The following is a 20,471-nucleotide window of genomic DNA, read 5'->3' as shown; positions in this document are numbered from 1 at the left end:
AAATAGTCGCGGTCGAACCGATTCGGCCGCGACTATTTCATGCACTCAGCGGGTGGGTGGGCCGGGAACACCAGGGCTCTACGCGCGGTTGGGATCGTCGGAGGTGGATCATGACCAGCCAGACCCACGACAACCAGCCCTACGAGGTCGTCAAGTCCGACGACGAGTGGCGCGCCGAGCTGTCCCCGCAGGAGTTCGCCGTGCTGCGGCAGGCGGGTACCGAGCGCGCCTGGACGGGCGAGCTGCTCGACGAGAAGCGCGTCGGCGTCTACGCGTGTCGCGCGTGCGGCAACGAGCTGTTCCGCTCGGACACCAAGTTCGACTCGCACTGCGGGTGGCCGAGCTACTTCAGCCCGCTCGCGGGAGACCGCGTCGAGCTTCTCACCGACCGCAGCCTCGGCATGGTGCGCACGGAGGTGCGCTGCGCGCGCTGCGGGTCGCACCTGGGCCACGTGTTCGACGACGCGCCCCAGACGCCGACGGGCGACCGGTTCTGCATGAACTCGGTCAGCCTGACCTTCCAGGCCGGCGAGGAGTAGCCGACCGGGCGCCGGCCCACGTGTCCACCAGGCACGCGAGCGCGACGCCCACGAGATAGCAGACCAGGTCCCGCACCGCGAACGTGCTGCCCAGCAGCCACGCCGCGGGCGGGACCGCGTCGTTCACGGCGGTCGCGAGCCCCGTGGCCTGCAAGGCCTCGACGGTCCAGCACCAGCCGAGCGCGAGAGCGCCCGCGACGAGCGGGCGGGCGCGCGCGAGCACGAGCACCACGAGCAGGTAGGTCGCGACGGCGTAGAGGACGTCACCGCCGACGTCCCCCCACGGGTCGGGCGCGCGCGTCGCGACGAGGAACCCCGCGACCACGACGAGCCCGAGCACGAGGGCGACGACGAGGCGCCGCCGGCGGGGCCGCGCGAGCTCCGGTGCGACGCCGGGGCGGGGCGAGCGCGCGTCGTCGGGCACCGTCACGCGACGTCAGGGCGAGGCGTCACCGGTTCGCGGCCCAGCGCACGACGTCCTCGGAGTACCGGTGCAGGAGCGCGGCGAGCGTCGCGACGTCGCGTCGGTCCCAGCCGTCCAGGGCCTCGGTGATCGAGATGACCCGGCCGCTGTGCGCGGCGTGGAGCCGGGCCTCGCCGTCGGGCGTGAGCGTGATGAGCTGGCCGCGCGAGTCGTCGGGGTCGACCTCGCGCGCGACGAGTCCCAGGGCGTGGAGCCGGCTGAGCTGGCGGGAGATCGTCGCGCGCCCGACGCCGAAGTGCGCGGCGAGGTCGGACCCGCGGATCCCGGGGTGGTCGGCGATGTGCGCGAGCAGGGGGTAGGCGCTCGCCTCGAGGTCAGGGTGGATCCGGCGGGCCATGGCGGTCGCCGCCGCCCCGCCACGGCGGAGGAGGACCCGCAGCTCGCGTTCGAGGTCGACGTACGCGACGTCCGGCTCGGCGTCGCGCGCGGCGTCGGGAACGGTGCGGGTGGGAGCGGTCTCGGCGGGCACACGCCCATCATGACGCCCGGAACGGCAAGCGGTCACGCCCGTCCGAAAAACCTCACCCGCTGGACGACCGACCAACACGCTGAGTGCATGAAATATGCGGCCTCGAACCGATTCGAGACCGCATATTTCATGCACTCAGCGTGCGGGCTGGGTCAGCGCGACGAGCGCGTCCCCGCCTCGTCGACGACGCCCGCGGGCTCGTAGGCCTCGAGGAGCGTCGACTCCGTCTCCTCGGCGAGCGTCACGCGGCCCGGGGTCGTGTCGACCGGGGCGTCCGAGCCGAGCAGGGCCGCCTCCTTCTCGAGGCGCTCCTGCAGGCCGGTCTTGGTGCCGAGCGGCACCTCCTTGAGGAACGCCACCGCGATCAGCGCGATGAGCGCGAGCGGCACCGCGACGAGGAAGATCTCGGCGATGCCGTCACCGTAGGACTTCTCCACGAGGTCCTTGATCGGCGCGGGCAGGGTCGAGACGTCGGGCACGGCGTTGCCGCCGCCCATCGAGTCGGCCGGGACGCCGAGCTTGGTCAGGCCGTCCTGGATAGACGTCGTGACCTTGGTCGCGAGCACCGCGCCGAGCACGGACACGCCGATCGCGCCGCCGAGGCTGCGGAAGAACGCGACGGTCGACGTGCCGGCGCCCATCTCGCTGACGTCGAGCGTGTTCTGCACGGCGAGCACGAGGTTCTGCATGAGCATGCCCATGCTGACGCCGAGGAAGAACAGGTAGACGCTGATGAGCGTGAAGCTCGTGTGGTAGTCGATCGTCGACAGGGCGAACAGCGACGCCACGAGGACCGCGCCGCCCGTGACCATGAAGGCCTTGTAGCGGCCGTAGCGCGTGATGAGCTGGCCGAACACGGTTGACGCGACGAACGTGCCGACGATCATCGGGATCGTCAGGAGGCCCGACTCGGTCGGGGTCTTGCCGCGCGCCACCTGCATGTACTGGCTGAGGAACACGGCGGTGCCGAACATCGCGACACCGACCGCGACGGACGCGACGACCGCGAGGACGAACGTGCGGTTCTTGAACAGGTGCAGCGGGATGAGCGGCTCGGGGGTCACGCGCTCGACGAGCACGGCACCGACGAGCGCGAGGATCGCGCCGCCGACCATGGCGAACGTCTGCCATGAGAGCCACTCGAAGTTCTGCCCGGCGAACGTCACCCACAGCAGGAGCGAGGACACGCCGGCGCTGATGAGGATCGCGCCCCAGTAGTCGATGCGCACGACGCGGCGCGCGACCTTCGGCAGGTGCAGCGTGCGCTGGAGCACGATGATCGCGGCGATCGCGAACGGCAGGCCGACGAAGAAGTTGAGGCGCCAGCTCACGGCGTCGGTGAGGACACCGCCGAGGAGGGGCCCGCCGATCTGGCTCACGGCCATGATGCCGCCCATGAGGCCCATGAACTTGCCGCGTTCGCGCGGAGAGATGATGTCCGTGATGAGCACGGTGGCGAGAGCCATGAGGCCGCCCGCGCCGATGCCCTGGAACGCGCGGAGCGCGATGAGCGTCCCGACGTTCTGTGACAGGCCGGCGAGCGCCGAGGACACGACCGCGACGACCAGCGCGATCTGGATGAGGACCTTGCGGTTGGTGAGGTCGGCGAGCTTGCCCCAGATCGGGGTCGAGATCGTCATGGCGAGCAGGGTCGAGGTGACGACCCAGGTGTAGGACGACTGCGAGCCGTCCAGGTCGCTGACGATCTTGGGGAGCGAGCTCGAGACGATCGAGCTCGCGAGGATCGCGACGAACATGCCGAGAAGGATCCCGGAGAGGGACTCCATGACCTCGCGACGGGTCATGGACGTCTCGGTGCCGCCGGGCGGGGCGGTGCGTTCTGGAGTGGTGCTGGTCATGAGGCGCTGAGTTCCTTCTGCTCACGGGGCCGTGTCGGAGCGGCCGTGTCGTGCGGCGGGGTCGTGGGGCGGTGTCAGGTGTCGTGGCCGGTCGCGCGGCGGCGCGGTCGGCGGTGGAGGGCGTGCCCGACGGCGGTGGTGCCGCGGGCGCCGTCGGTCACCCGGTCGTGCGGGGAGCGTCGTGGCCGGCGACGACCGCCGCGGCGACGCGCTCGATGTGGCGCGTGGCCGCGACGATCTCGTCGTCGTGCCACTCGGAGAACGTCGTGGCGGCGAGGGCGTCGATGTGCTCGTACGCCCGCAGGACGAGCGTGCGCCCGTCCTCGGTGAGCTCGACGGTGCGGGCGCGCCGGTCGTCGTCGTCCACCGTGCGGCGGACGAGGCCCTCGTCGACCAGGTGGCTCACCTGGCGGCTGGCCACGGACAGGTCGACGCGGAGCCTCGCGGCGACGTCCCCGAGCTGGACGGGACCGCACCGCTGGAGCATGCGGAGCAGCCCGAACGACGAGCGCGGGATGTCGAGGTCCCGCGCGATGCGGACGGCCGACTCGCGCTGCGCGCGGGCCAGCTCGTCGAGCGCCCGGATGAGGCCCGCCGCGGGGGACGGGTCGGGTGCGAGCTCGGGGGCCGCGATGGTCGCGGAGGGGGTGGTGACGGGCACGACGACTCCTTGGTTGCTGCAGGCAAGCATACGCCTGTCAGTTGCTTTCAGCAACCATTGTGCCGAGCAAGGAAGTCCCGGCCACCGCGGGGAGGCCTGAGACGGCCGAACCCGGGGTCCGTCCTCACCGGCGCGTGCCGTGAGGACCGACCCCGGGTTCGGGGCGGGAGGCGTCAGTGCGCCGTGCGCCCCACGCGCTCGTCGCCCATGTCCTCGAGCTCGATGCCCTTCGTCTCCGGGACCTTGCTGAAGACGAAGACGAACGACAGTGCCGCGAAGATCGCGTACATGAGATAGGGGATCGTGGCGCCGAAGGCCGACAGCATCGGCGGGAACGTGAGGGTGATCGCGAAGTTCGCGAGCCACTGCGCCATGGCCGCGACACCGAGCGCGGCAGCGCGGATGCGGTTCGGGAACATCTCGCCCAGCAGCACCCAGACGAGCGGCCCCCACGACGCCCCGAAGAACACGACGAACGCGTTCGCGGCGACCAGCGCGATGGGCCCCCAGGGGTCCGGCAGGGTGATGTCCTTGCCGCTCCCGACGGCCTGCGTGAACGCGAGCGCCATGAGGCCGAGCGAGACCGTCATGCCCGCCGAGCCGATGAGGAGGATCGGGCGACGGCCCACCTTGTCCACGAGCGCGATCGCGATGAACGTCACCGCGACGTTGGTCACGGACGTGATCGTCGAGACGAGGAACGACTGGCTCTCGTCGAACCCGACCGCCTGCCAGAGCGTCGTCGAGTAGTAGAAGATGACGTTGATCCCGACGAACTGCTGGAACACCGACAGCAGGATGCCGACCCACACGATCGGCTTGAGCCCGAACGACGAGCCCTTGAGCGTGCCCTCCTGGGCGTTCTTCTCGTCGACCGCGATCGAGCGGTGGATCTGCGCGATGCGGTCGTCGACGTCCTCCTCGGGGCCGAGCACGGACTCCAGCACGGCGCGCGCCTCGTCGTCACGGCCCTTCGCGACCAGGTAGCGCGGCGACTCGGGGATGCGCAGGGCGAGGATGCCGTAGACCGCCGCCGGGATGACGCACACGAGGAACATCCAGCGCCACGCCTCCCACCCGAGCCACAGCTCGTTGGAGGCGCCGCCCGCGGTCTCCGCGAGGAGCTGGTCGGACAGCAGGGCCGCGAAGATGCCGACCGTGATCGCGAGCTGCTGGAGCGACCCCATGCGGCCGCGCAGGCGGGCCGGCGCGATCTCCGCGATGTACGCCGGCGCGATGACCGACGCGATCCCGATGCCGACACCCGCCATGAAGCGCCAGATCGCGAGGTCGAACGCCGACCACGCGATCGCGGACAGGATCGAGGAGGCGAAGAACAGGATCGCGCCGAACACCATGACGCGCGTGCGACCCCAGCGGTCGGCCAGCTTGCCGCCCGACCAGGCACCGAGCGCGCAGCCCAGGAGGGCGATCGCGACGACGAGACCGGTGACCGCGGAGTCGAGGTCGAACTGCCCCTCGATCGCGGCGACCGCCCCGTTGATGACGGAGCTGTCGAAGCCGAAGAGGAAGCCACCGACGGCGGCGGCGACGGCCAGACCGATGGCCTTGCGGTGGGCGCTGCGTGCGCTCACGGTCCCGTGACCTGCTGCGTCACTGCTCGACATCTCTCCTCCGCTCCTTCCGGAGCCGGTAGGAGGCCCCTTTCGTCACTGTAGGACGGGGCGCTCGCGGTGGCGCGGCGAACGGGGTGCGGCGAACGTCACGCGCGGACCCAGGTAGCTCAGGGGCCGGCGGCGCGCCGGTACCGCTGCGACCGACCCCGGGCCGGGTGGAGACTGGGCGCGTGCCCGACGACGCCTCCACCACCCCCGGACCCCGGCCCGACCCCGGCCGGACCGACCGCACGCAACGCCCCCGCCGCCCGGCGATGCTCGACCCGCGCGACGCGGACGAGCTCCCCGGCGAGCTCGACCCCGCGCTGCGCGACCAGGTCGCGCACACCACCGCGCACGCGATCGTGCACCGCGCGCGGGACACCGAGGACCCCCAGGTCGTCGAGCGCCTCGTCCACCTCGTCGAGACCGAGGGGCTCGACGTCGTCGCCGGCCTGTGGTCCGACGCCGCGCCGAACTCCCTGCCGGGCGCGCTCTGGCGGCTCTACGTGCTGCGCGAGTGGGTGCGTCGCGACCCGCAGACGGTGGCGCTGCGCTACCGCCTCGGGGTCGATGCCGCGCCGGTCCACGAGGCCATCGCCGGAGTGCCCCGGCCGCCCGGGCCGCAGGACGTGCGCGACCTCGCCGACGCCGTGCTCTCCGGCGTGTTCACCGGCGACCTCGCGGTCGCGCTCGAACGCGCCGGGTCGTTCTGCCGGATCCTCGCCACCGGCGCCGCGTTCGACGCCGACGCCCGCGAGGTCGCCGACCCGGACGGTGCGCTCCGCATGACCCGTGGCGCCGGTTCCCTGCTCCGCACCGCGCAGGAGCTCGAGCACGCCGCCGAGCTCTGGCGCGCCGACCGCCTCGACTGACCCACAGCGGCCGCCGCGGCAGACCCCTGGTCGCGCGAGGTAGAACCGTGGTCGCGCGAGGTAGAACCGTGGTTCTTGTGCTCGACGGCGTGTGGTTGCCCTGGGTGGTCGGGGTGGGTGGTGGTGCCGCGTCTACCATCCGCCGCTCGTTCCTCGCGGCTCCCGCCAGGCCCGCCACGACGCGGCACCACCACCCACCCCGCCCGGCGTCATCTCGCCCTGGTCGGCGCCCACCCGGGCGGCTGCCCGCGGTGTCGGTTCAACCCTTGCCGTGGCACCAGTTTCCGTAGCGTCCGTCGTCGGTGTCCCGCTGACTCGCAACAGGCGCAGTCCAGATGCTGCCCCGTCGTGTCGGGCAGGTGGTAGGCCGTGGGTAGTCGACGGCCCGCGACCCGGCTGCGCTGGGCGACCCACCGCCGTCGGCCGTGACCAAGGTTCTACTTCGCGTGACCAGGGTTCTATTTCGCGTGACCAGGGTTCTACTTCGCGTGACCAGGGTTCTACCTCGGTAGACCAGGGGTCTACCTCGGTGGACCGGGGTTCTCCCTCGGCTGGGTGGCGGGAGGGTGCGGGATACAGGGCCGGTGCGCACGTCGGGGGGAGGGGTTCTCGCGGAGCGCGAACACGGGGTCGGTTGGGTACCTCGCGGGGCGCTCGGCACGTACGATGGTTCACGACGCCGGGCCGCGGTAGCCCCGGGCTCCACACTCAGCCGCTACGAGCGGCCACGCGCCGAGAGGCGCTCCCGGTCCGGCGTCGCTACTTCCCCTCCTGGTCCGAGCGCGACGCCGCGCGCCGGAGGGTCGCCGCCCCGGCGAGGACGCCGGGCGCGGGCTGTGAGCGTCCTGAGGATCCGGGACCTTCGCCCCGACGATTCCAGCATCGCTCCGCGCGTCGGCTACATTTGACGAGAGTTCGACGTGCGTTCATCCAGAGATCATCCGACCCGAGATCGTGACCACCCCGGCCGACCGGCCCGTCCGGCAGCCGAGCGGCCCTTGTGGCCGACGCCAGCTCAGACCCCTACCCCGCGTCCCTTCCGGAGCCTCCCGTGCGCCTGCGCCTGACACCGCGCGACACCTCGTTCTTCGACCTCCTCGCCGCCTCGGCGCAGCACCTGGTCACCGGATCAACGCTCCTCGCGGAGCTGCTGGGCGCGGACCGTCCGACGCGCAAGCAGCTCGCGAAGCAGCTCAGCGAGACCGAGCACCTCGCGGACGACGCGACGCACTCGATCATGCGTCGGCTCAACCAGACGTTCGTCACGCCGTTCGACCGGGACGACATCTACGCCCTCGCGTCGGCGCTCGACGACTGCATGGACTTCATGGAGGAGGCGGCCGACCTCATCGTCCTCTACAAGGTGGACGAGCTCCCGGCGCGCGTGTCCGAGCAGGTCCAGGTGCTCCAGCGCGCGTCGGAGCTCACGGCCGAGGCGATGCCGCGCCTGCGCTCCATGGACGACCTCCCCGAGTACTGGGTCGAGGTCAACCGCCTGGAGAACCAGGCGGACAAGGTGCACCGCAAGCTGCTCGCCGAGCTGTTCGACGACGTGTCCGACCCGGTCCTCCTCATGAAGCTCAAGGAGATCGTCGAGGTCCTCGAGCAGGCGGCCGACGCCTTCGAGAAGGTCGCGAACACGGTCGAGACCATCGCCCTCAAGGAGTCCTGAGCCCCGTGGAGGCAGTGCTCGTCGTCGTCGTCGTGGCGTTCGCCCTGGCGTTCGACTACACCAACGGGTTCCACGACGCCGCGAACGCCATCGCGACCTCGGTCTCGACCAGGGCCCTCACGCCGCGCGCGGCGCTCCTCATGGCGGCGGTGTTCAACCTCATCGGCGCGTTGCTCGGCACGGCCGTCGCGCAGACCATCGCCGAGGACATCGTCGCCGTCAACGACGTCCCACCGCACCAAGGTCTGGTCATCGTGCTGTGCGGTCTCGTCGGCGCCATCACGTGGAACCTCATCACGTGGTGGCTGGGGCTGCCGTCGTCGTCGACGCACGCGATCATCGGCGGCCTCGCGGGCGTCGGGATCGCGTCGGGGATCACGGTCCACTGGGATGCGATCCTCGACAAGGTCGTGCTCCCCATGGTCTTCTCGCCGCTCATCGGCTTCGGTCTCGCGTTCGCGCTCATGGTGCTGCTGCTGTGGGTGTTCCGGAACGCGGCGCCCGCCCGGGCGTTCCGCCGCTTCCGCATCGCGCAGACGGCGTCGGCGGCGGCGATGGCCCTGGGCCACGGCCTCCAGGACGCGCAGAAGACGATGGGCGTGATCGTGCTCGCGCTCGTCGCGGGCGGGTTCCAGGACGACAACACGATCCCGCTGTGGGTCAAGCTGTCCGCGGCGACCGCGATCTCGCTCGGCACCTACGCCGGCGGGTGGCGCATCATGCGCACGCTGGGCCGCAAGATCATCGAGCTCGACCCGGCGCGCGGCTTCGTCGCCGAGTCGGTCTCCGCGGTCGTGCTGTACGCGAATGCGTTCATCTTCCACGCGCCGGTGTCGACGACGCACACGATCACCTCCGCGATCATGGGCGTCGGTGCGACCAAGCGGCTGTCCGCGGTCCGCTGGGGCGTCGCGAAGAACATCGGTGTCGCGTGGGTCCTGACCATCCCGGCGGCCGCGCTCGTCGCCGCCGTCGTCTACTGGATCCTCAGCCCGATCCTCCTCTGACCCTGCTCGCGCAGGACGCGACGCGCGGGCCCTTGGGCGTCCGGGCCACGTGGGCGACGATCATCTCGCCCGGCTCGAGGAACGGGTCGTGCGCCGGCAGGGCGTTCGCGACGGGCCGCCGCGAGTGCTGGCCGAGCACGTCGAGCACCGTGGGCAGCACGGGCCGGTGGGTGCACAGCACCGACGACCGCTCGGCCTCGAGGAGCTCGCGGACGGTCCGCGCGACGCGCGCGGGAGAGCGCTCGTGCTGCGCCTCCGTGAGGTGGTCGATGCTCACCGTCTCCAGGCCCGACGCGCCGGCGTAGGGCGCGATCGTCTGGGCGCACCGGTCCCAGCGGCTCGTCACGACCGTCTCGACCCCGTACGCCGCGAGCACGGGCACCAGGGCGACGGCCTGGGCGTGCCCCGCCGGCGTGAGCGGACGGTCCTGCTCGTCGCCGTGCCACGCCGAGCGTGCGACGGCCTTGCCGTGCCGGGCGATGACGACGACGTGCGTCGCGAGCCGCCCCTCCTCGCGCTCCCGGACGAGCGCCTCGAGCGGGGCGCGGTCGGCCTGGCGCGTGAGCCGGTGCGCGGCGTCGTCGGCCGACAGCCACGCGGCGCGGTCGATCTCCTGGGGTGACACGGGCGGGACGGGGGCACGCGCGGCGAGCGCACCGGCGTCCGCCTTCTGCGACGCCCGGCGCGCGGCCCAGTAGTGCACGCGCTTCACGCGGCCCTCGGGGGTGAGGTACTGGAGGCCCGGCAGCGGGACGCCCAGCACGACCGGCTTGCCCGTCTCCTCGGCGACCTCGCGCGCGGCGGCGGCCTGAAAGGTCTCGCCGGGGTCGAGCTTGCCCTTGGGCCACGACCAGTCGTCGTACCGGGGCCGGTGGACGAGGCGGACCTGGAGCTCGTCGTCGCGCACGCGCCACACGAGCGCGCCGGCCGACTCGATGACCGGGGCGTGGGAGACGTGCGTCGGGCCGAGGGCGTCCACGAGGGGCAGCCCGCTGCGCAGGGCGGGGGAGGGCACACCCATCCGCTACCGCCTCCCGACGAGCCGGCGGCGCTGTCGCTGCACGAGGCTCGCCTGGAGGTCGACGAGCGGCGTGCCGTCCGGGCCCGACTCGGGCCGGTGCCACGTGCCGTCGGCGTCGAGGTGCCACGACGCGGTGCGCTCGGACATCGACACGTCGAGCAGGTCGAGCAGCTCGATGACCTGGTCCGGGTCGGTGATGCGCACGAGCGCCTCGACGCGGCGGTCGAGGTTGCGGTGCATGAGGTCGGCCGAGCCGATGAACACCTCCGGCCCGCTCTCGGGGCCCTCACCGATGGCGGGGCCGGCGGAGTTGGCGAAGGCGTAGATGCGCGAGTGCTCGAGGAAGCGGCCGAGGATCGAGCGCACGCGGATGTTCTCGCTGAGCCCGGGCACGCCCGGGCGGACGGCGCAGATGCCACGCACGACGAGGTCGACCTTCACGCCCGACTGCGACGCGCGGTACAGCGCGTCGAGCGTCGTCTCGTCGACGACGGAGTTGACCTTGATCTTCACCCAGGCCTCGTGCCCGGCCTGCGCCGCGGCGGCCTCGCGGTCGATGCGCTCGACGAGCCCGGAGCGGACCGTGCGCGGCGCGACGAGCAGACGGTGGAACCGTGACTGGGGCGCGTACCCGGAGAGCTGGTTGAAGAGGCGCGTGAGGTCCTGCCCGACGTCGGGGTCGCACGTGAGCAGGCCGTGGTCGGTGTACAGGCGCGCGGTCTTCGGGTGGTAGTTGCCCGTACCGACGTGGCAGTAGCGCCGCAGGCCGTCCGACTCCTGGCGCACGACGAGCGAGAGCTTGCAGTGCGTCTTGAGCCCGACGATCCCGTACACGACGTGCACGCCCGCCTGCTCGAGCTTGCGCGCCCAGGAGATGTTGGCCTGCTCGTCGAACCGCGCCTTGATCTCGACGAGCGCGAGCACCTGCTTGCCCGCCTCGGCGGCGTCGATGAGCGCGTCGACGATCGGCGAGTCGCCCGACGTCCGGTACAGCGTCTGCTTGATCGCGAGCACGGCCGGGTCGGCTGCGGCCTGCTCGAGGAACGTCTGCACCGACGTCGAGAACGAGTCGTACGGGTGGTGCAGCAGGACGTCGCGCTCACGGATCGCGGCGAACACGTCCGTGGGCGACGAGCTCTCCACCTCGGCGAGGAGGCGGTGCGTCGTCGGGACGAACGGCGGGAAGTGCAGGTCCGCACGGTCGAGGTCGGCGATGAGGTTGAGCCCCGTGAGGTCGAGCGGCTCGGGGATCTCGTACACCTCCTCCTCGACCACGCCGAGCTCGCGCACGAGCAGCGCGCGGATGCGCGGGCTGATCCCGGGCGTCAGCTCGAGCCGCACCGGCGGGCCGAACCGCCGCCGCAGGAGCTCCTTCTCCATGGCCTGGAGCAGGTTCTCGGCGTCGTCCTCCTCGACCTCCACGTCCTCGTTGCGCGTGACGCGGAACAGGTGGTGCTCGCGCACCTCCATGCCGGGGAACAGGTGGTCGAGGTGCTGGGCGATGACCTCCTCGATCGGCACGAACGACGTCGGTCCGCGGTCCGGGGCGGCGGTCTGCGACGTCGGCGCGCTCGGGCGGCCCCGCGCGTCCACGGCGATGAACCGCGGCAGGAGCGGCGGCACCTTGACGCGCGCGAAGTGCTCCTTGCCGGTGGTCGGGTTGGCCACCACGACGGCGAGGTTGAGCGACAGCCCCGAGATGTAGGGGAACGGGTGCGCCGGGTCGACGGCGAGCGGCGTGAGCACGGGGAAGATCTGCTTGCGGAAGAACTTGTGCAGGCGCTCCTGCTCGCGCGTCTCGAGCTCGTCCCAGTGCACGAGCGTGATGCCCTCGGCGGCGAGCGCGGGCTGGACGTCGTCGGCGAACACGCGCGCGTGCCGCGCCATGAGGTCGTGCGCGCGCTCGCTGATCGCGTCGAGCACCTGGCGGGGCGACAGCCCGGACGCGGCGGTGACCGCGATGCCGGTCGCCATGCGGCGCTTGAGGCCGGCGACCCGGACCATGAAGAACTCGTCCAGGTTGGACGCGAAGATCGCGAGGAACCGGACGCGCTCCAGGAGCGGCTGGCTCGGGTCCTCCGCGAGCTCGAGCACGCGCTGGTTGAACGCGAGCCAGCTCAGCTCGCGGTCGGCGAACCGGTCGTCGGGCAGCGGACCGAGGTCGAGCTCGGCGCCCACCGGCTCGATGTCGGGTTCCTCGGCGATGTGCTCGGCGATGTGCGCGGCGAGGTCCGGGTCGAGCGTGCGCTGCGTGGACGTGTCGGTCATGGGTTCATGGTGGCACCAGATGGTGAACGGTGCGTGACACGGGTCACCGAGCGGTCGGGCGTGCGTACTGCACGTGCACCGCGCGGCGCGTGAAGCCGGCGCGCTCGTACGTGCGTACCGCGGGCACGTTGTCGCCGTCGACGTACAGCACCGCCGTCGTGGCCCACCGCTCCGCGAGGTGCGCGAGCCCGACGGCGGTCAGCAGCCGGCCGAGCCCCTCGCCCTGGGCGGACGGGACCACGCCGACGACGTAGATCTCGCCCTCGCGCGCGCCGTCGGGCTGCCCGGTCGGGATCTTGGTCCACACGAACCCGACGAGCTCCGGCGCCCCGGAACCGGGAGCCGGGGTGCGCTCCAGGAGCAGGAGGCCCGCGGCGTCGAACCAGTCCTCGCGCATCCGGGCGCGCAGGTCGTCGACCGTGAGCCGGCCCTGCTCGGGGTGGTGCGCGAAGGCGAGTGCGTTGGCCCCGACCCATGCGGCGTCGTCGTCCCCCGGCACGAACGCGCGCAGCCGCAGGCCCGCGGGGATCTCGGGACGCGGGTGCGCCTCCGGCCCGCCGAGCGGCCGCTCGAGGACGAGCAGCTCGCGCACGACGTCGTACCCCGCCCGCTCGGCGAGGCCGCGGGCCGCCGGGAGGTCGCCGTGGGCCCAGACGCGCAGCGGCGGGCGCGATGCTTGGGTGGGCTCGCCGTCGGTCTCCGCAACGGCGTGCGGCTGCCCGTCGTGGTCGTGGTCGCGGTCGCTCGGGCGCGGCTCGGCCGCGCGGTCGGCCGCGCTGCCGAGCAGGTGGAACCCGAGCCCGTGCCGCCGGTGCTCGGGGCGGACGACGAGCTCGGCGCTCGGAGCCTCGCCGCGCTTGTCCACCTGGGCGTACCCCGCGAGCTCGCCCGCGCGCCACGTGAGGAGGTGCACGACGTCGTCCGTCGCCTCGCGCAGGTTGAGCAGCGGCTGCTCCGAGAGGGCGGCGACGCCGTCCTCACGCTCGGCGGCGGCGGCGAGGTCGTGGACCTGCGCGATCTCGACGTCGTCGATGAGCGGGCCGGTGTGCCAGAGGATCGCGGTCTCCACCGGTCCATCTTGCCCCCGGCGCCCCGCGCGGCCGAACCCGGGGCGCCCGCCCGACGCGTCGTGCCTGGTCGGGAAGGTTCCGGGACGGGTGACGGTTGTCACGCTCGACCGGTTCGCGGCATCGATGACGGAGGGGCAGGGGCGCCATGGGTGCGTGCGCGGTGGAGGAAGCGACGGAGCAGGTGCCCGGGGCGCCGGCCGCGACGGCGGCCACGGCGCCGGCGGTGCAGGACCGGCCCGGGCCGGCGGCGTCGCCGGGAGAGCCGAGGGAGCCGGCGATCTGGACGCGGAACTTCCGGTACTACTTCACTGCCCGCAGCGCCGGGCTGCTGAGCTGGGCGATGCTGCCGGTCGCGGTCTCGGCCGGCCTGCTCAGCTCGGGGTACGGGCTCGCCGTCGCGGGGTACGCGATGGCGTTCCTCGTCGCGCCGTTCGCGAGCCTCGTGCTGTTCGGCGGGGTGCTCGCGGACCGGTTCACCGCGCGCCGGATGATGATCGTCGCCGACGTCGCGAACCTCACCGCGCACGTGCTCCTCGCCGTGCTCTTCGTGCGGGGCATCGACCACCTGTGGCACCTGTACGCGCTGCTCGTGGTGGCGGGCACCGCCAACGCGCTGTTCCAGCCGGGGGCCGCGTCGACCGTCCCGCTCGTGGCGCGAGACGTGCAGGGCGCGAACGGGATCCTGCGGACCTCCGAGGCGATCACCGGGCTCGGCGGCCCCGCGCTCGCCGGCGTCCTGGTCGGGTTCGGGTCGACGGGCTGGGTCATGATCCTCTCCGCCGTCGCCTACGGAACCAGCGCGCTGTGCCTCCTCGCGCTCCGGCTCGGCGTCGTGCCCGCGCCCCCGGCCGGGGCGGGGCTCTGGCGCAACCTCGCCGTCGGCTGGCGCGAGTTCCGCTCCCGCACGTGGCTGTGGGGCGTCATCGTCGTCTGGATGGTCTACGCCGTGCTCGCCTGGGGGCCGCAGCTCCCCGTGGCGGCGGGCGTCGTCGTGCCCGAGCACGGCGCGACCGCGTTCGGCGTCCTCAACAGCGCGCTCGGCGTGGGGACGGTCGTCGGCGGTCTCCTCGCGATCCGCTTCAAGCCCCGGCGACCGCTCGCGGCCGGGGCCGTCGCGCTCGTCGCCTACCCCCTCTACCCGCTCGGCCTCGTGCTCGGCTGGCCGGTGTGGGCGCTCGCCGTCGCGCAGGTGCTCGTGGGCGTCGGGGTCGGCGTGTGGGGCGTCATGTGGGCGACGAGCGTGCAGACCCAGGTGCCGGGCGACGTGCTCAACCGGGTCCACGCCTACGAGGTCGCGGGGTCGGTCGGCATGTACCCGATCGGCGCCGCCCTGGCGGGTCCGGCCGTCGCCGCGTTCGGCACCGACCGCGTCCTTCTGGTGGGCGCGATCGTGGGAACCCTGACGGTCGTGGCGCTCCTCGCCGTCCGGCCGATCCGCACGCTCCAGCGCGTCCCGGACCGCACCTGACGGCACACCGTAAACGGCTCGCGCCCCGTCCGCGAGAACGACACCGCCCGCCGTCGAGCACGACATGGCGGTCGTTCTCGGCTCGATCACGACCCCCATGTCGTGTTCGGCACAGTGGCGGGTGAGGGGGAAGGTTCGGCGGGCCGGGGTCGTTGAGGCGGTCGTGAGCGACGTGACGGGCGTGCGGGAGACGGTGGACGCGGGCGCGGGGGCTCCCGGGGTCACGGGGGACGCCGTGCGCGACGTCGTGGTCGTCGGCGCTGGGCAGGCGGGGCTGTCCGCGGCCTACCACCTGCGGCGCGCCGGGCTGGACCCGCTCGTGCTCGACGGCGGTCGCGGCCCAGGCGGGGCGTGGCAGGACCGCTGGGACTCGCTGACGATGGCCGAGACGCACGCCGTGCACGATCTCCCGGGCGTCCCGCTCCCGGCCGGAGACCCCGCGGAACGCGCGAACGTCGCCGTGCCGCGCTACTACGCGGCGTACGAGCGCGAGAACGACCTGCGCGTCGTCCGCCCGGTCACGGTCGACGACGTCTCGCAGGACCCCGACGACCCCGCCCTGCTGCGCGTGCGCGCGACGGTCGGGGCCGGGTCCGCCGCGCGCGAGGTCACCGTGCGCACGCGCACCCTCGTGAACGCGACGGGCACGTGGACCCGGCCGTTCTGGCCGCGCTACCCGGGGATGGAGTCGTTCCGCGGCCGCCAGCTCCACACGCACGACTTCCGCGCCGCCGAGGACTTCGCGGGGCAGCACGTCGTGGTCGTGGGCGGCGGGGCGTCCGCGACGCAGCTCCTGCTGCAGATCGCGCCGCACGCGTCCGGCACGACCTGGGTCACGCGTCGCGAGCCCGTCTGGGTCGAGGAGGAGTTCTCGCCCGAGCTCGGGCGGGCGGCCGTCGCACGCGTCGCCGAGCGGACGTCCGCAGGCCTCCCGCCGGGGAGCGTCGTCTCGGTCACGGGCCTGCCGCTCACGCCGCGCTACCGCGCGGGGATCGCGAGCGGGGTACTGCGCCGTCGGCCGATGTTCGACCGGGTGACGCCGTCGGGCGTCGAGTGGGTCGCGGGCGCGAACGACGACGGCCTGCTCTTCCAGCCCGCCGACGTCATCCTCTGGGCCACCGGGTTCCGCGCCGCGCTCGACCACCTCGCGCCGCTCGCCCTGCGCGAGCCCGGCGGCGGGATCCTGCTCGACGGCACGACGGCGGCCCGCGACCGCCGGGTACAGCTCGTCGGGTACGGGCCCAGCGCGTCGACGATCGGCGCGAACCGGGCCGGGCGCGAGGCCGCGCGGGGAGTGCTGCGCGTCCTGCGGGCGGGCCGGGAACCCGGAGACGCGGCAGGATCTCGCGTCGCGGTGGCGGTGTAAGACCTCGTCAGGACGGCCCGCCGAGGCCTACCGTGCACCGGTGAGCACCGAACCGCCCTTCCCCGAACCGTCGTCCGTGAGCCCCGCGTCCGCGCCCGACGACCCCGCCCTCCCGACGCAGCGCCGCACCCTCACGACGCTCGCCGCGACGCAGGTGCTCTCCGGGGTCGGCGTCGCGAGCGGGATCGCAGTCGCGCCGCTCGTCGCGTCCGCGCTCTCGGGTTCGGACGCGATCGCGGGGCTCACCTCGACGTCGGGCGTCGTCGGTGCCGCGCTCGTCGCGCTGCCGCTCGCGCACGTCGCGGGGCAGCGCGGGCGGCGGCCGTCCCTGCTCCTCGGTTTCGGCGTCGCGACCGGCGGCGCGGTCCTCGCGACGGTCGCCGTGCTCGTGGGCTCGTGGCCCCTGCTCGTCGTGGCCATGCTGCTGTTCGGCTCGGGCACGGCGGCCGGGCTCGCGTCCCGGTTCGCGGCGACCGACCTCGCGACGCCGCAGCGGCGGGCGCGTGACCTGTCCGTGGTCGTGTGGGCGACGACGGTCGGCTCCGTCGTCGGGCCGACGCTCGCCGGGCTCGCGGACCGCGTCGCCGGTCCCGGCCTGCGCCTCGGCGACGCGCACGCGCAGCACGGCTCGACCGCGCCGAGCGCGGCGCCGTTCCTCCTCGCGGCGGTCGCGTTCGCGCTGGCGGCGACCGTCGTCGCGGTGTGGCTGCGGCCGGACCCGCTGCTCGCGTCGCGCACGACGACCGATGAGGCGGGCGCCGTGCCGGGTGCCGGACCAGGCGATGGCAAGGGGTCGTCGTGGCGCGACGGGCTGCGCGCGGGGTGGGCCGTCGTGTCGGCCAGCCCGACGGCGCGCCTCGCCCTCGGCGCGATCGTCCTCAGCCACCTCGTCATGGTCGGGCTCATGTCCATGACGCCCGTCCACATGAACCACGGCGGCGCGACGCTCCAGGTCGTCGGCCTCGTCATCAGCGCGCACATCGCGGGCATGTACGCGCTCAGCCCGGTGGTGGGCTGGCTCGCCGACCGGGTCGGGCACGCGCGCGTGCTCTACGTCGGGGGAGCGCTGCTCCTCGCCGCGGCCGTCGTGGTGGCGGGCGCACCAGGCGAGGACTCCGCGCGGCTGACGGTCGGCCTCGTGCTGCTCGGGCTCGGGTGGTCGTGCGGGCTCGTCGCCGGGTCGGCGCTGCTCGTCGACGCCACGCCCGGTCCGTCACGCACGTCCGTCCAGGGCCTCTCCGACCTCGCGATGAACACGGGAGGCGCGGTCGGCGGCATCCTCGCCGGGGCGATCATCGGCTTCTCGTCGTACGGCGCTCTCGCGTGGGGCGCGGCGGCCCTCGTCGTCGTGTGCGCGGTCGTGGCGGCTCCGCTGGCGCGGCGGGCCACCCTGCGCTGACGAAGTCCGGGCTGACGGAGCGCAGACGTCGCGGGACGTCCGGTCAGGGGCGGAGCACGGCGGGGAGGGCCGTGCGCTCGTCCCGGCGGACAGCACCGGCCTGCGCCGGGGTGAGGAAGAGTGCGCGCGAGAGGTCGGTACCGCGCCCGTCGGCGCCGCGCAGGTCCGCGCCGAGGAGGTCGACGGCGTCGAGCCGGGCGCCGCGCAGGTCGGCGCCGAGCAGCAGCGCGCCCCGGAGGTCGGACCCGGTGAGGTCGAGCCCGCGCAGGTCGGCACCGACCAGGTCCGCGCCGGGTCGCAGGCGGCGCCGCACGCCGCCGTCCGGCATCCGGTGCTCGACGCCGCGCTCCGGCTTCCGTCGGTCGTGGCCTGCGGCGGGTCCTCGGCCGCCCGCGGACCGCGATCCGGCGTCCGCCGCTTCCCGACGGGGAACGCGGCGCGGCGCGCCGCGTTGGGCGGAGTCCCGCACGAGCACGCTCGCGCGGTCGACGAGCGGCCCGACGTCGCGGCGGACGGCGCCGACGTCGAGCGCGAGCAAGGCGGCCGGGGCGAGGTCCGCGAGGGGTGCGGTCCGGTCGAGCGCCCGCCGGGCGTCGTCGTGCACGGGCGCCGCCGCGGGCAGGGCCAGCACCTCGGCGAGGTACCAGAGCAGCTCGTGGAGCTGGGTCACGACGGGGAGCGCGGCGAACGCGTCGCGTGCTGCGGCGGGGTCGTCGCGCCACGTGGCGCCGTCGTGCGCGGACCGGACGGCCGCCGTCACGCGCTGACCCGCACCCAGGCAGTCGTACGCGACGCAGCCGGGGAACCCGGACTCGCGCAGCCGGGCGTGGATGCCGCAGCCGAAGTCCTCCCGGAGGTTCGGGCACGGGGTGCCCGCGGGCTTGTCGATCGCGAAGTCGGCGGAGCGCACGAGGTGCAGCCCCACGCAGCACAGGCCGGTGCAGCGCGCGCAGTCGCTGCGCAGGTCGAGCTGCTCGACGAGGAGCGCGCGACCGTCGGCCGCGGGAACGGGTGGCACGTCTCGACGCTACGCCGTCCGCGGGACGCCGGGCACCGAGATATCGACCGCCGGGCGCGGGAGGGCGACCGGGACTGGGACGACCCGGCCGCCGGTCCCGCGTCCGGCGTGCGGGCTCAGGGAGCGGTGCAGGTCGCCGCGGGTGCGGTGCCCGGGGCGGAGCCCGTCGCGATGAACCCGGCGGTCGTCGTGCCGCCCGCCGCGAGGGCGCCGTTCCACGCGGCGTTCGTCACCTGCACGCCCGAGGCGGTCGCGCCGTGCACGCCGCCCCAGAGCTGCGCGACGGCGGTGCCCGACGGCAGCGCGAACGTCGCCGTCCAGCCCGTGACCGCGGCGTCGCCCGCCGTGACGACGAGCTCGCCCTGCCACCCGCCGGGCCAGGCGTTCGCGACCCGGACGGTCGCGGAGCACGCCCCGTCGTCCGGCGGGTCGGTCGGGTCGGGCGGGTCCGTGGGGTCCGGCGGGTCCACCGGTCCGTCGCCGCCGAACCACGACGCCTCGACCGCGGTCTCGCGCAGGCCGTCCCGCCCGTCGATCAGGCGCGTGCCCCACGTGCTCGGGCGCGTGGCGTCGAAGCCCTGGACCAGGTCGAGATACTCGACTCCGCCACCGTTGCCGCTCCACGACCAGCCGAGCCAACCGATCCCGAGGCGCCGCGACTCGGCGAGGATCGCGTCCTCGTCGACGTCGCCGTCCGAGTGCGTGTTCCCGAACTCCCCGACGATCAGCGGCAGGCCCTCGGCGACGAAGTGCTCGAGGTAGCCCGTGACCGTCGCCGCCTGTGCGTACACGCCGTACATGTGGACGGAGAAGATCGTGTTGGCGTCCGGGTCGGCGGCGAAGACCTGCCCGGCCTGGTCGTACTGCGTCCGCTTCCAGTCCTGGCCCCAGTTCGGGGCGTCGACGACGACCGCGTGCTCGTACCCGATCGTGCGCAGGCGCTGGATCGCCGCCGACGTGTCCGCGGCCCACGTCGCGTTGGTGGTCTCGTCGTTGCCGTACGGCTCGTTGCCGATGTTGACGAGGACGAAGTCCTCGGTACCGGCGAGCGTCGGGTACAGGTCCTCCCAGTAGTCGACGGCTCGGTCCAGCGACACCGCTCCCGGCGCGTGCTGCGGCTCGCCGTACCCGGTCGTGTCGTGCACCTCCAGGACGCACACGAGGCGGTTCTCCTCGCACAGGTCGACGACCGCCGCGACGTCCTCGGGGGAGTTCCGCGTCCACCGGTCGCCGCTCGAGAGCACGACGCGCACGGAGTTCGCACCCGCGGCCTTGATGTCGACGAACGAGCCCGTCTCGTGGGTGTACCAGGTGTGGGCGTGGTTGACGCCGCGCAGCACGAGGTCCGTGCCGTCGGCCTCGACGACCCTCCCGTCCGCGACGCGGATGCCCGGCGGCGTGTCCGCCTCGACGGCTGCCGCGGACCGCGCGGTGGCGGTCGCGACCGCGCCGCACGTGGCGAGGACCGCGGCGGTCGCGAGGGCCGCGACGAGCGGGGCGGACCGTCCGGTCCCGGGCGGTCGGGCGGCGTCGGCGTCGGGTACAGGGGCGGTGCGGCTCATCGGACGACCTCGTCTCTGTCGGCAGCGCACGCCCGGGTCGGCGTGCCTCGACATCGTGCGGGCGAGCCGCCGCCGTCGGGCAGGGTCTTAACCGATTAAGCGACGTCATCCGCTGCC

Annotated in this window: 17 protein-coding genes; 7 read left to right on the top strand and 10 right to left on the bottom strand. The window is 73.7% G+C overall.

The annotated features are described in order from the left end of the window. Positions 1-110 precede the first annotated feature (110 nt). Positions 111-539 carry a peptide-methionine (R)-S-oxide reductase MsrB gene (msrB, locus tag ACFWH7_RS00350; protein WP_378214493.1) on the top strand — a complete coding sequence of 143 codons (429 nt, stop codon included), beginning with the start codon at positions 111-113 and terminating at the stop codon, positions 537-539. Here msrB and ACFWH7_RS00345 read toward each other — a convergent pair. From ACFWH7_RS00345 to ACFWH7_RS00325, 5 genes are all read right to left on the bottom strand, one after another. Next, on the bottom strand, positions 508-969 hold the full coding sequence (locus ACFWH7_RS00345; protein ID WP_378214492.1) for a ribosomal maturation YjgA family protein: 462 nt from the start codon (positions 967-969) through the stop codon (positions 508-510). The genes msrB and ACFWH7_RS00345 overlap by 32 nt on opposite strands. Before the next feature lie 19 nt (positions 970-988). Further along, positions 989-1,492 carry a MarR family winged helix-turn-helix transcriptional regulator gene (locus ACFWH7_RS00340; RefSeq protein ID WP_378214491.1) on the bottom strand — a complete coding sequence of 168 codons (504 nt, stop codon included), beginning with the start codon at positions 1,490-1,492 and terminating at the stop codon, positions 989-991. A 152-nt stretch (positions 1,493-1,644) separates the two neighbouring features. Then, positions 1,645-3,351 (bottom strand): MDR family MFS transporter, encoded by a 1,707-nt coding sequence (locus tag ACFWH7_RS00335; RefSeq protein ID WP_378214490.1) that lies wholly within the window; start codon positions 3,349-3,351, stop codon positions 1,645-1,647. Positions 3,352-3,508: 157 nt separating this feature from the next. Further along, positions 3,509-4,012 (bottom strand): MarR family winged helix-turn-helix transcriptional regulator, encoded by a 504-nt coding sequence (locus tag ACFWH7_RS00330; RefSeq protein WP_378214489.1) that lies wholly within the window; start codon positions 4,010-4,012, stop codon positions 3,509-3,511. Between the two features lie 173 nt (positions 4,013-4,185). Then, entirely contained in the window at positions 4,186-5,640 is a 1,455-nt protein-coding gene (locus ACFWH7_RS00325; protein ID WP_378214488.1) for a sugar porter family MFS transporter, read from the bottom strand. 263 nt (positions 5,641-5,903) lie between these two features. Here ACFWH7_RS00325 and ACFWH7_RS00320 point away from each other — a divergent pair, with 263 nt between their 5' ends. The 3 genes from ACFWH7_RS00320 (at position 5,904) to ACFWH7_RS00310 (ending at position 9,182) form a co-directional block, all read left to right on the top strand. After that, positions 5,904-6,503, top strand: a complete 600-nt coding sequence (locus ACFWH7_RS00320; RefSeq protein ID WP_047231598.1) for a hypothetical protein — start codon at positions 5,904-5,906, stop codon at positions 6,501-6,503. Positions 6,504-7,554: 1,051 nt separating this feature from the next. Beyond that, positions 7,555-8,175, top strand: a complete 621-nt coding sequence (locus tag ACFWH7_RS00315) for a DUF47 domain-containing protein (protein WP_047231395.1) — start codon at positions 7,555-7,557, stop codon at positions 8,173-8,175. 5 nt (positions 8,176-8,180) lie between these two features. Then, positions 8,181-9,182, top strand: a complete 1,002-nt coding sequence (locus ACFWH7_RS00310) for an inorganic phosphate transporter (protein ID WP_047231396.1) — start codon at positions 8,181-8,183, stop codon at positions 9,180-9,182. Here the strand turns inward: ACFWH7_RS00310 and ACFWH7_RS00305 are convergent. Genes ACFWH7_RS00305 through mshD form a run of 3 tightly spaced genes read right to left on the bottom strand, consistent with a single transcriptional unit; the run spans position 9,163 to position 13,540 of the window. After that, positions 9,163-10,161, bottom strand: a complete 999-nt coding sequence (locus ACFWH7_RS00305) for an NUDIX hydrolase (RefSeq protein ID WP_378214559.1) — start codon at positions 10,159-10,161, stop codon at positions 9,163-9,165. The two genes, ACFWH7_RS00310 and ACFWH7_RS00305, sit on opposite strands and share 20 nt — an antisense overlap. Before the next feature lie 45 nt (positions 10,162-10,206). Beyond that, positions 10,207-12,471, bottom strand: coding sequence for an RNA degradosome polyphosphate kinase (locus tag ACFWH7_RS00300; RefSeq protein WP_378214487.1), 2,265 nt, complete (start codon positions 12,469-12,471; stop codon positions 10,207-10,209). Between the two features lie 43 nt (positions 12,472-12,514). Next, entirely contained in the window at positions 12,515-13,540 is a 1,026-nt protein-coding gene (gene mshD / locus ACFWH7_RS00295; RefSeq protein WP_378214486.1) for a mycothiol synthase, read from the bottom strand. A gap of 161 nt (positions 13,541-13,701) precedes the next feature. On the opposite strand from mshD, the gene ACFWH7_RS00290 reads away from it, so the two are divergent. From ACFWH7_RS00290 to ACFWH7_RS00280, 3 genes are all read left to right on the top strand, one after another. Beyond that, positions 13,702-15,009, top strand: coding sequence for an MFS transporter (locus ACFWH7_RS00290; protein ID WP_378214485.1), 1,308 nt, complete (start codon positions 13,702-13,704; stop codon positions 15,007-15,009). A 193-nt stretch (positions 15,010-15,202) separates the two neighbouring features. Next, on the top strand, positions 15,203-16,375 hold the full coding sequence (locus ACFWH7_RS00285) for an FAD-dependent oxidoreductase (RefSeq protein WP_378214558.1): 1,173 nt from the start codon (positions 15,203-15,205) through the stop codon (positions 16,373-16,375). Positions 16,376-16,415: 40 nt separating this feature from the next. Then, positions 16,416-17,774 (top strand): MFS transporter, encoded by a 1,359-nt coding sequence (locus tag ACFWH7_RS00280; protein WP_378214484.1) that lies wholly within the window; start codon positions 16,416-16,418, stop codon positions 17,772-17,774. 43 nt (positions 17,775-17,817) lie between these two features. On the opposite strand, the gene ACFWH7_RS00275 is transcribed toward ACFWH7_RS00280, so the two are convergent. Both ACFWH7_RS00275 and ACFWH7_RS00270 read right to left on the bottom strand, forming a co-directional pair. Then, entirely contained in the window at positions 17,818-18,792 is a 975-nt protein-coding gene (locus ACFWH7_RS00275; RefSeq protein WP_378214483.1) for a pentapeptide repeat-containing protein, read from the bottom strand. A gap of 116 nt (positions 18,793-18,908) precedes the next feature. Continuing rightward, the gene (locus tag ACFWH7_RS00270) at positions 18,909-20,354 is read right to left on the bottom strand and encodes a cellulase family glycosylhydrolase (RefSeq protein ID WP_378214482.1); all 1,446 of its coding nucleotides are present in this window, start codon (positions 20,352-20,354) and stop codon (positions 18,909-18,911) included. Between the last annotated feature and the right edge of the window lie 117 nt (positions 20,355-20,471).

Origin of the sequence: Cellulosimicrobium cellulans, assembly GCF_042723955.1 — a bacterium.
GTDB classification, from domain to species: Bacteria; Actinomycetota; Actinomycetes; order Actinomycetales; family Cellulomonadaceae; genus Cellulosimicrobium; species Cellulosimicrobium cellulans_H.
Note: the sequence above shows the minus strand (reverse complement) of the source record. Positions and strands in the feature narration are given on the sequence as shown.

Excerpts from the sequence above, each read along its gene's own strand:
- ACFWH7_RS00325 (WP_378214488.1), bottom strand. The coding sequence starts at position 5,640 with ATGTCGAGCAGTGACGCAGCAGGTCACGGGACCGTGAGCGCACGCAGC.
- ACFWH7_RS00300 (WP_378214487.1), bottom strand. The coding sequence starts at position 12,471 with ATGACCGACACGTCCACGCAGCGCACGCTCGACCCGGACCTCGCCGCG.
- msrB (WP_378214493.1), top strand. The coding sequence starts at position 111 with ATGACCAGCCAGACCCACGACAACCAGCCCTACGAGGTCGTCAAGTCC.
- ACFWH7_RS00335 (WP_378214490.1), bottom strand. The coding sequence starts at position 3,351 with ATGACCAGCACCACTCCAGAACGCACCGCCCCGCCCGGCGGCACCGAG.
- ACFWH7_RS00270 (WP_378214482.1), bottom strand. The coding sequence starts at position 20,354 with ATGAGCCGCACCGCCCCTGTACCCGACGCCGACGCCGCCCGACCGCCC.
- ACFWH7_RS00320 (WP_047231598.1), top strand. The coding sequence starts at position 5,904 with ATGCTCGACCCGCGCGACGCGGACGAGCTCCCCGGCGAGCTCGACCCC.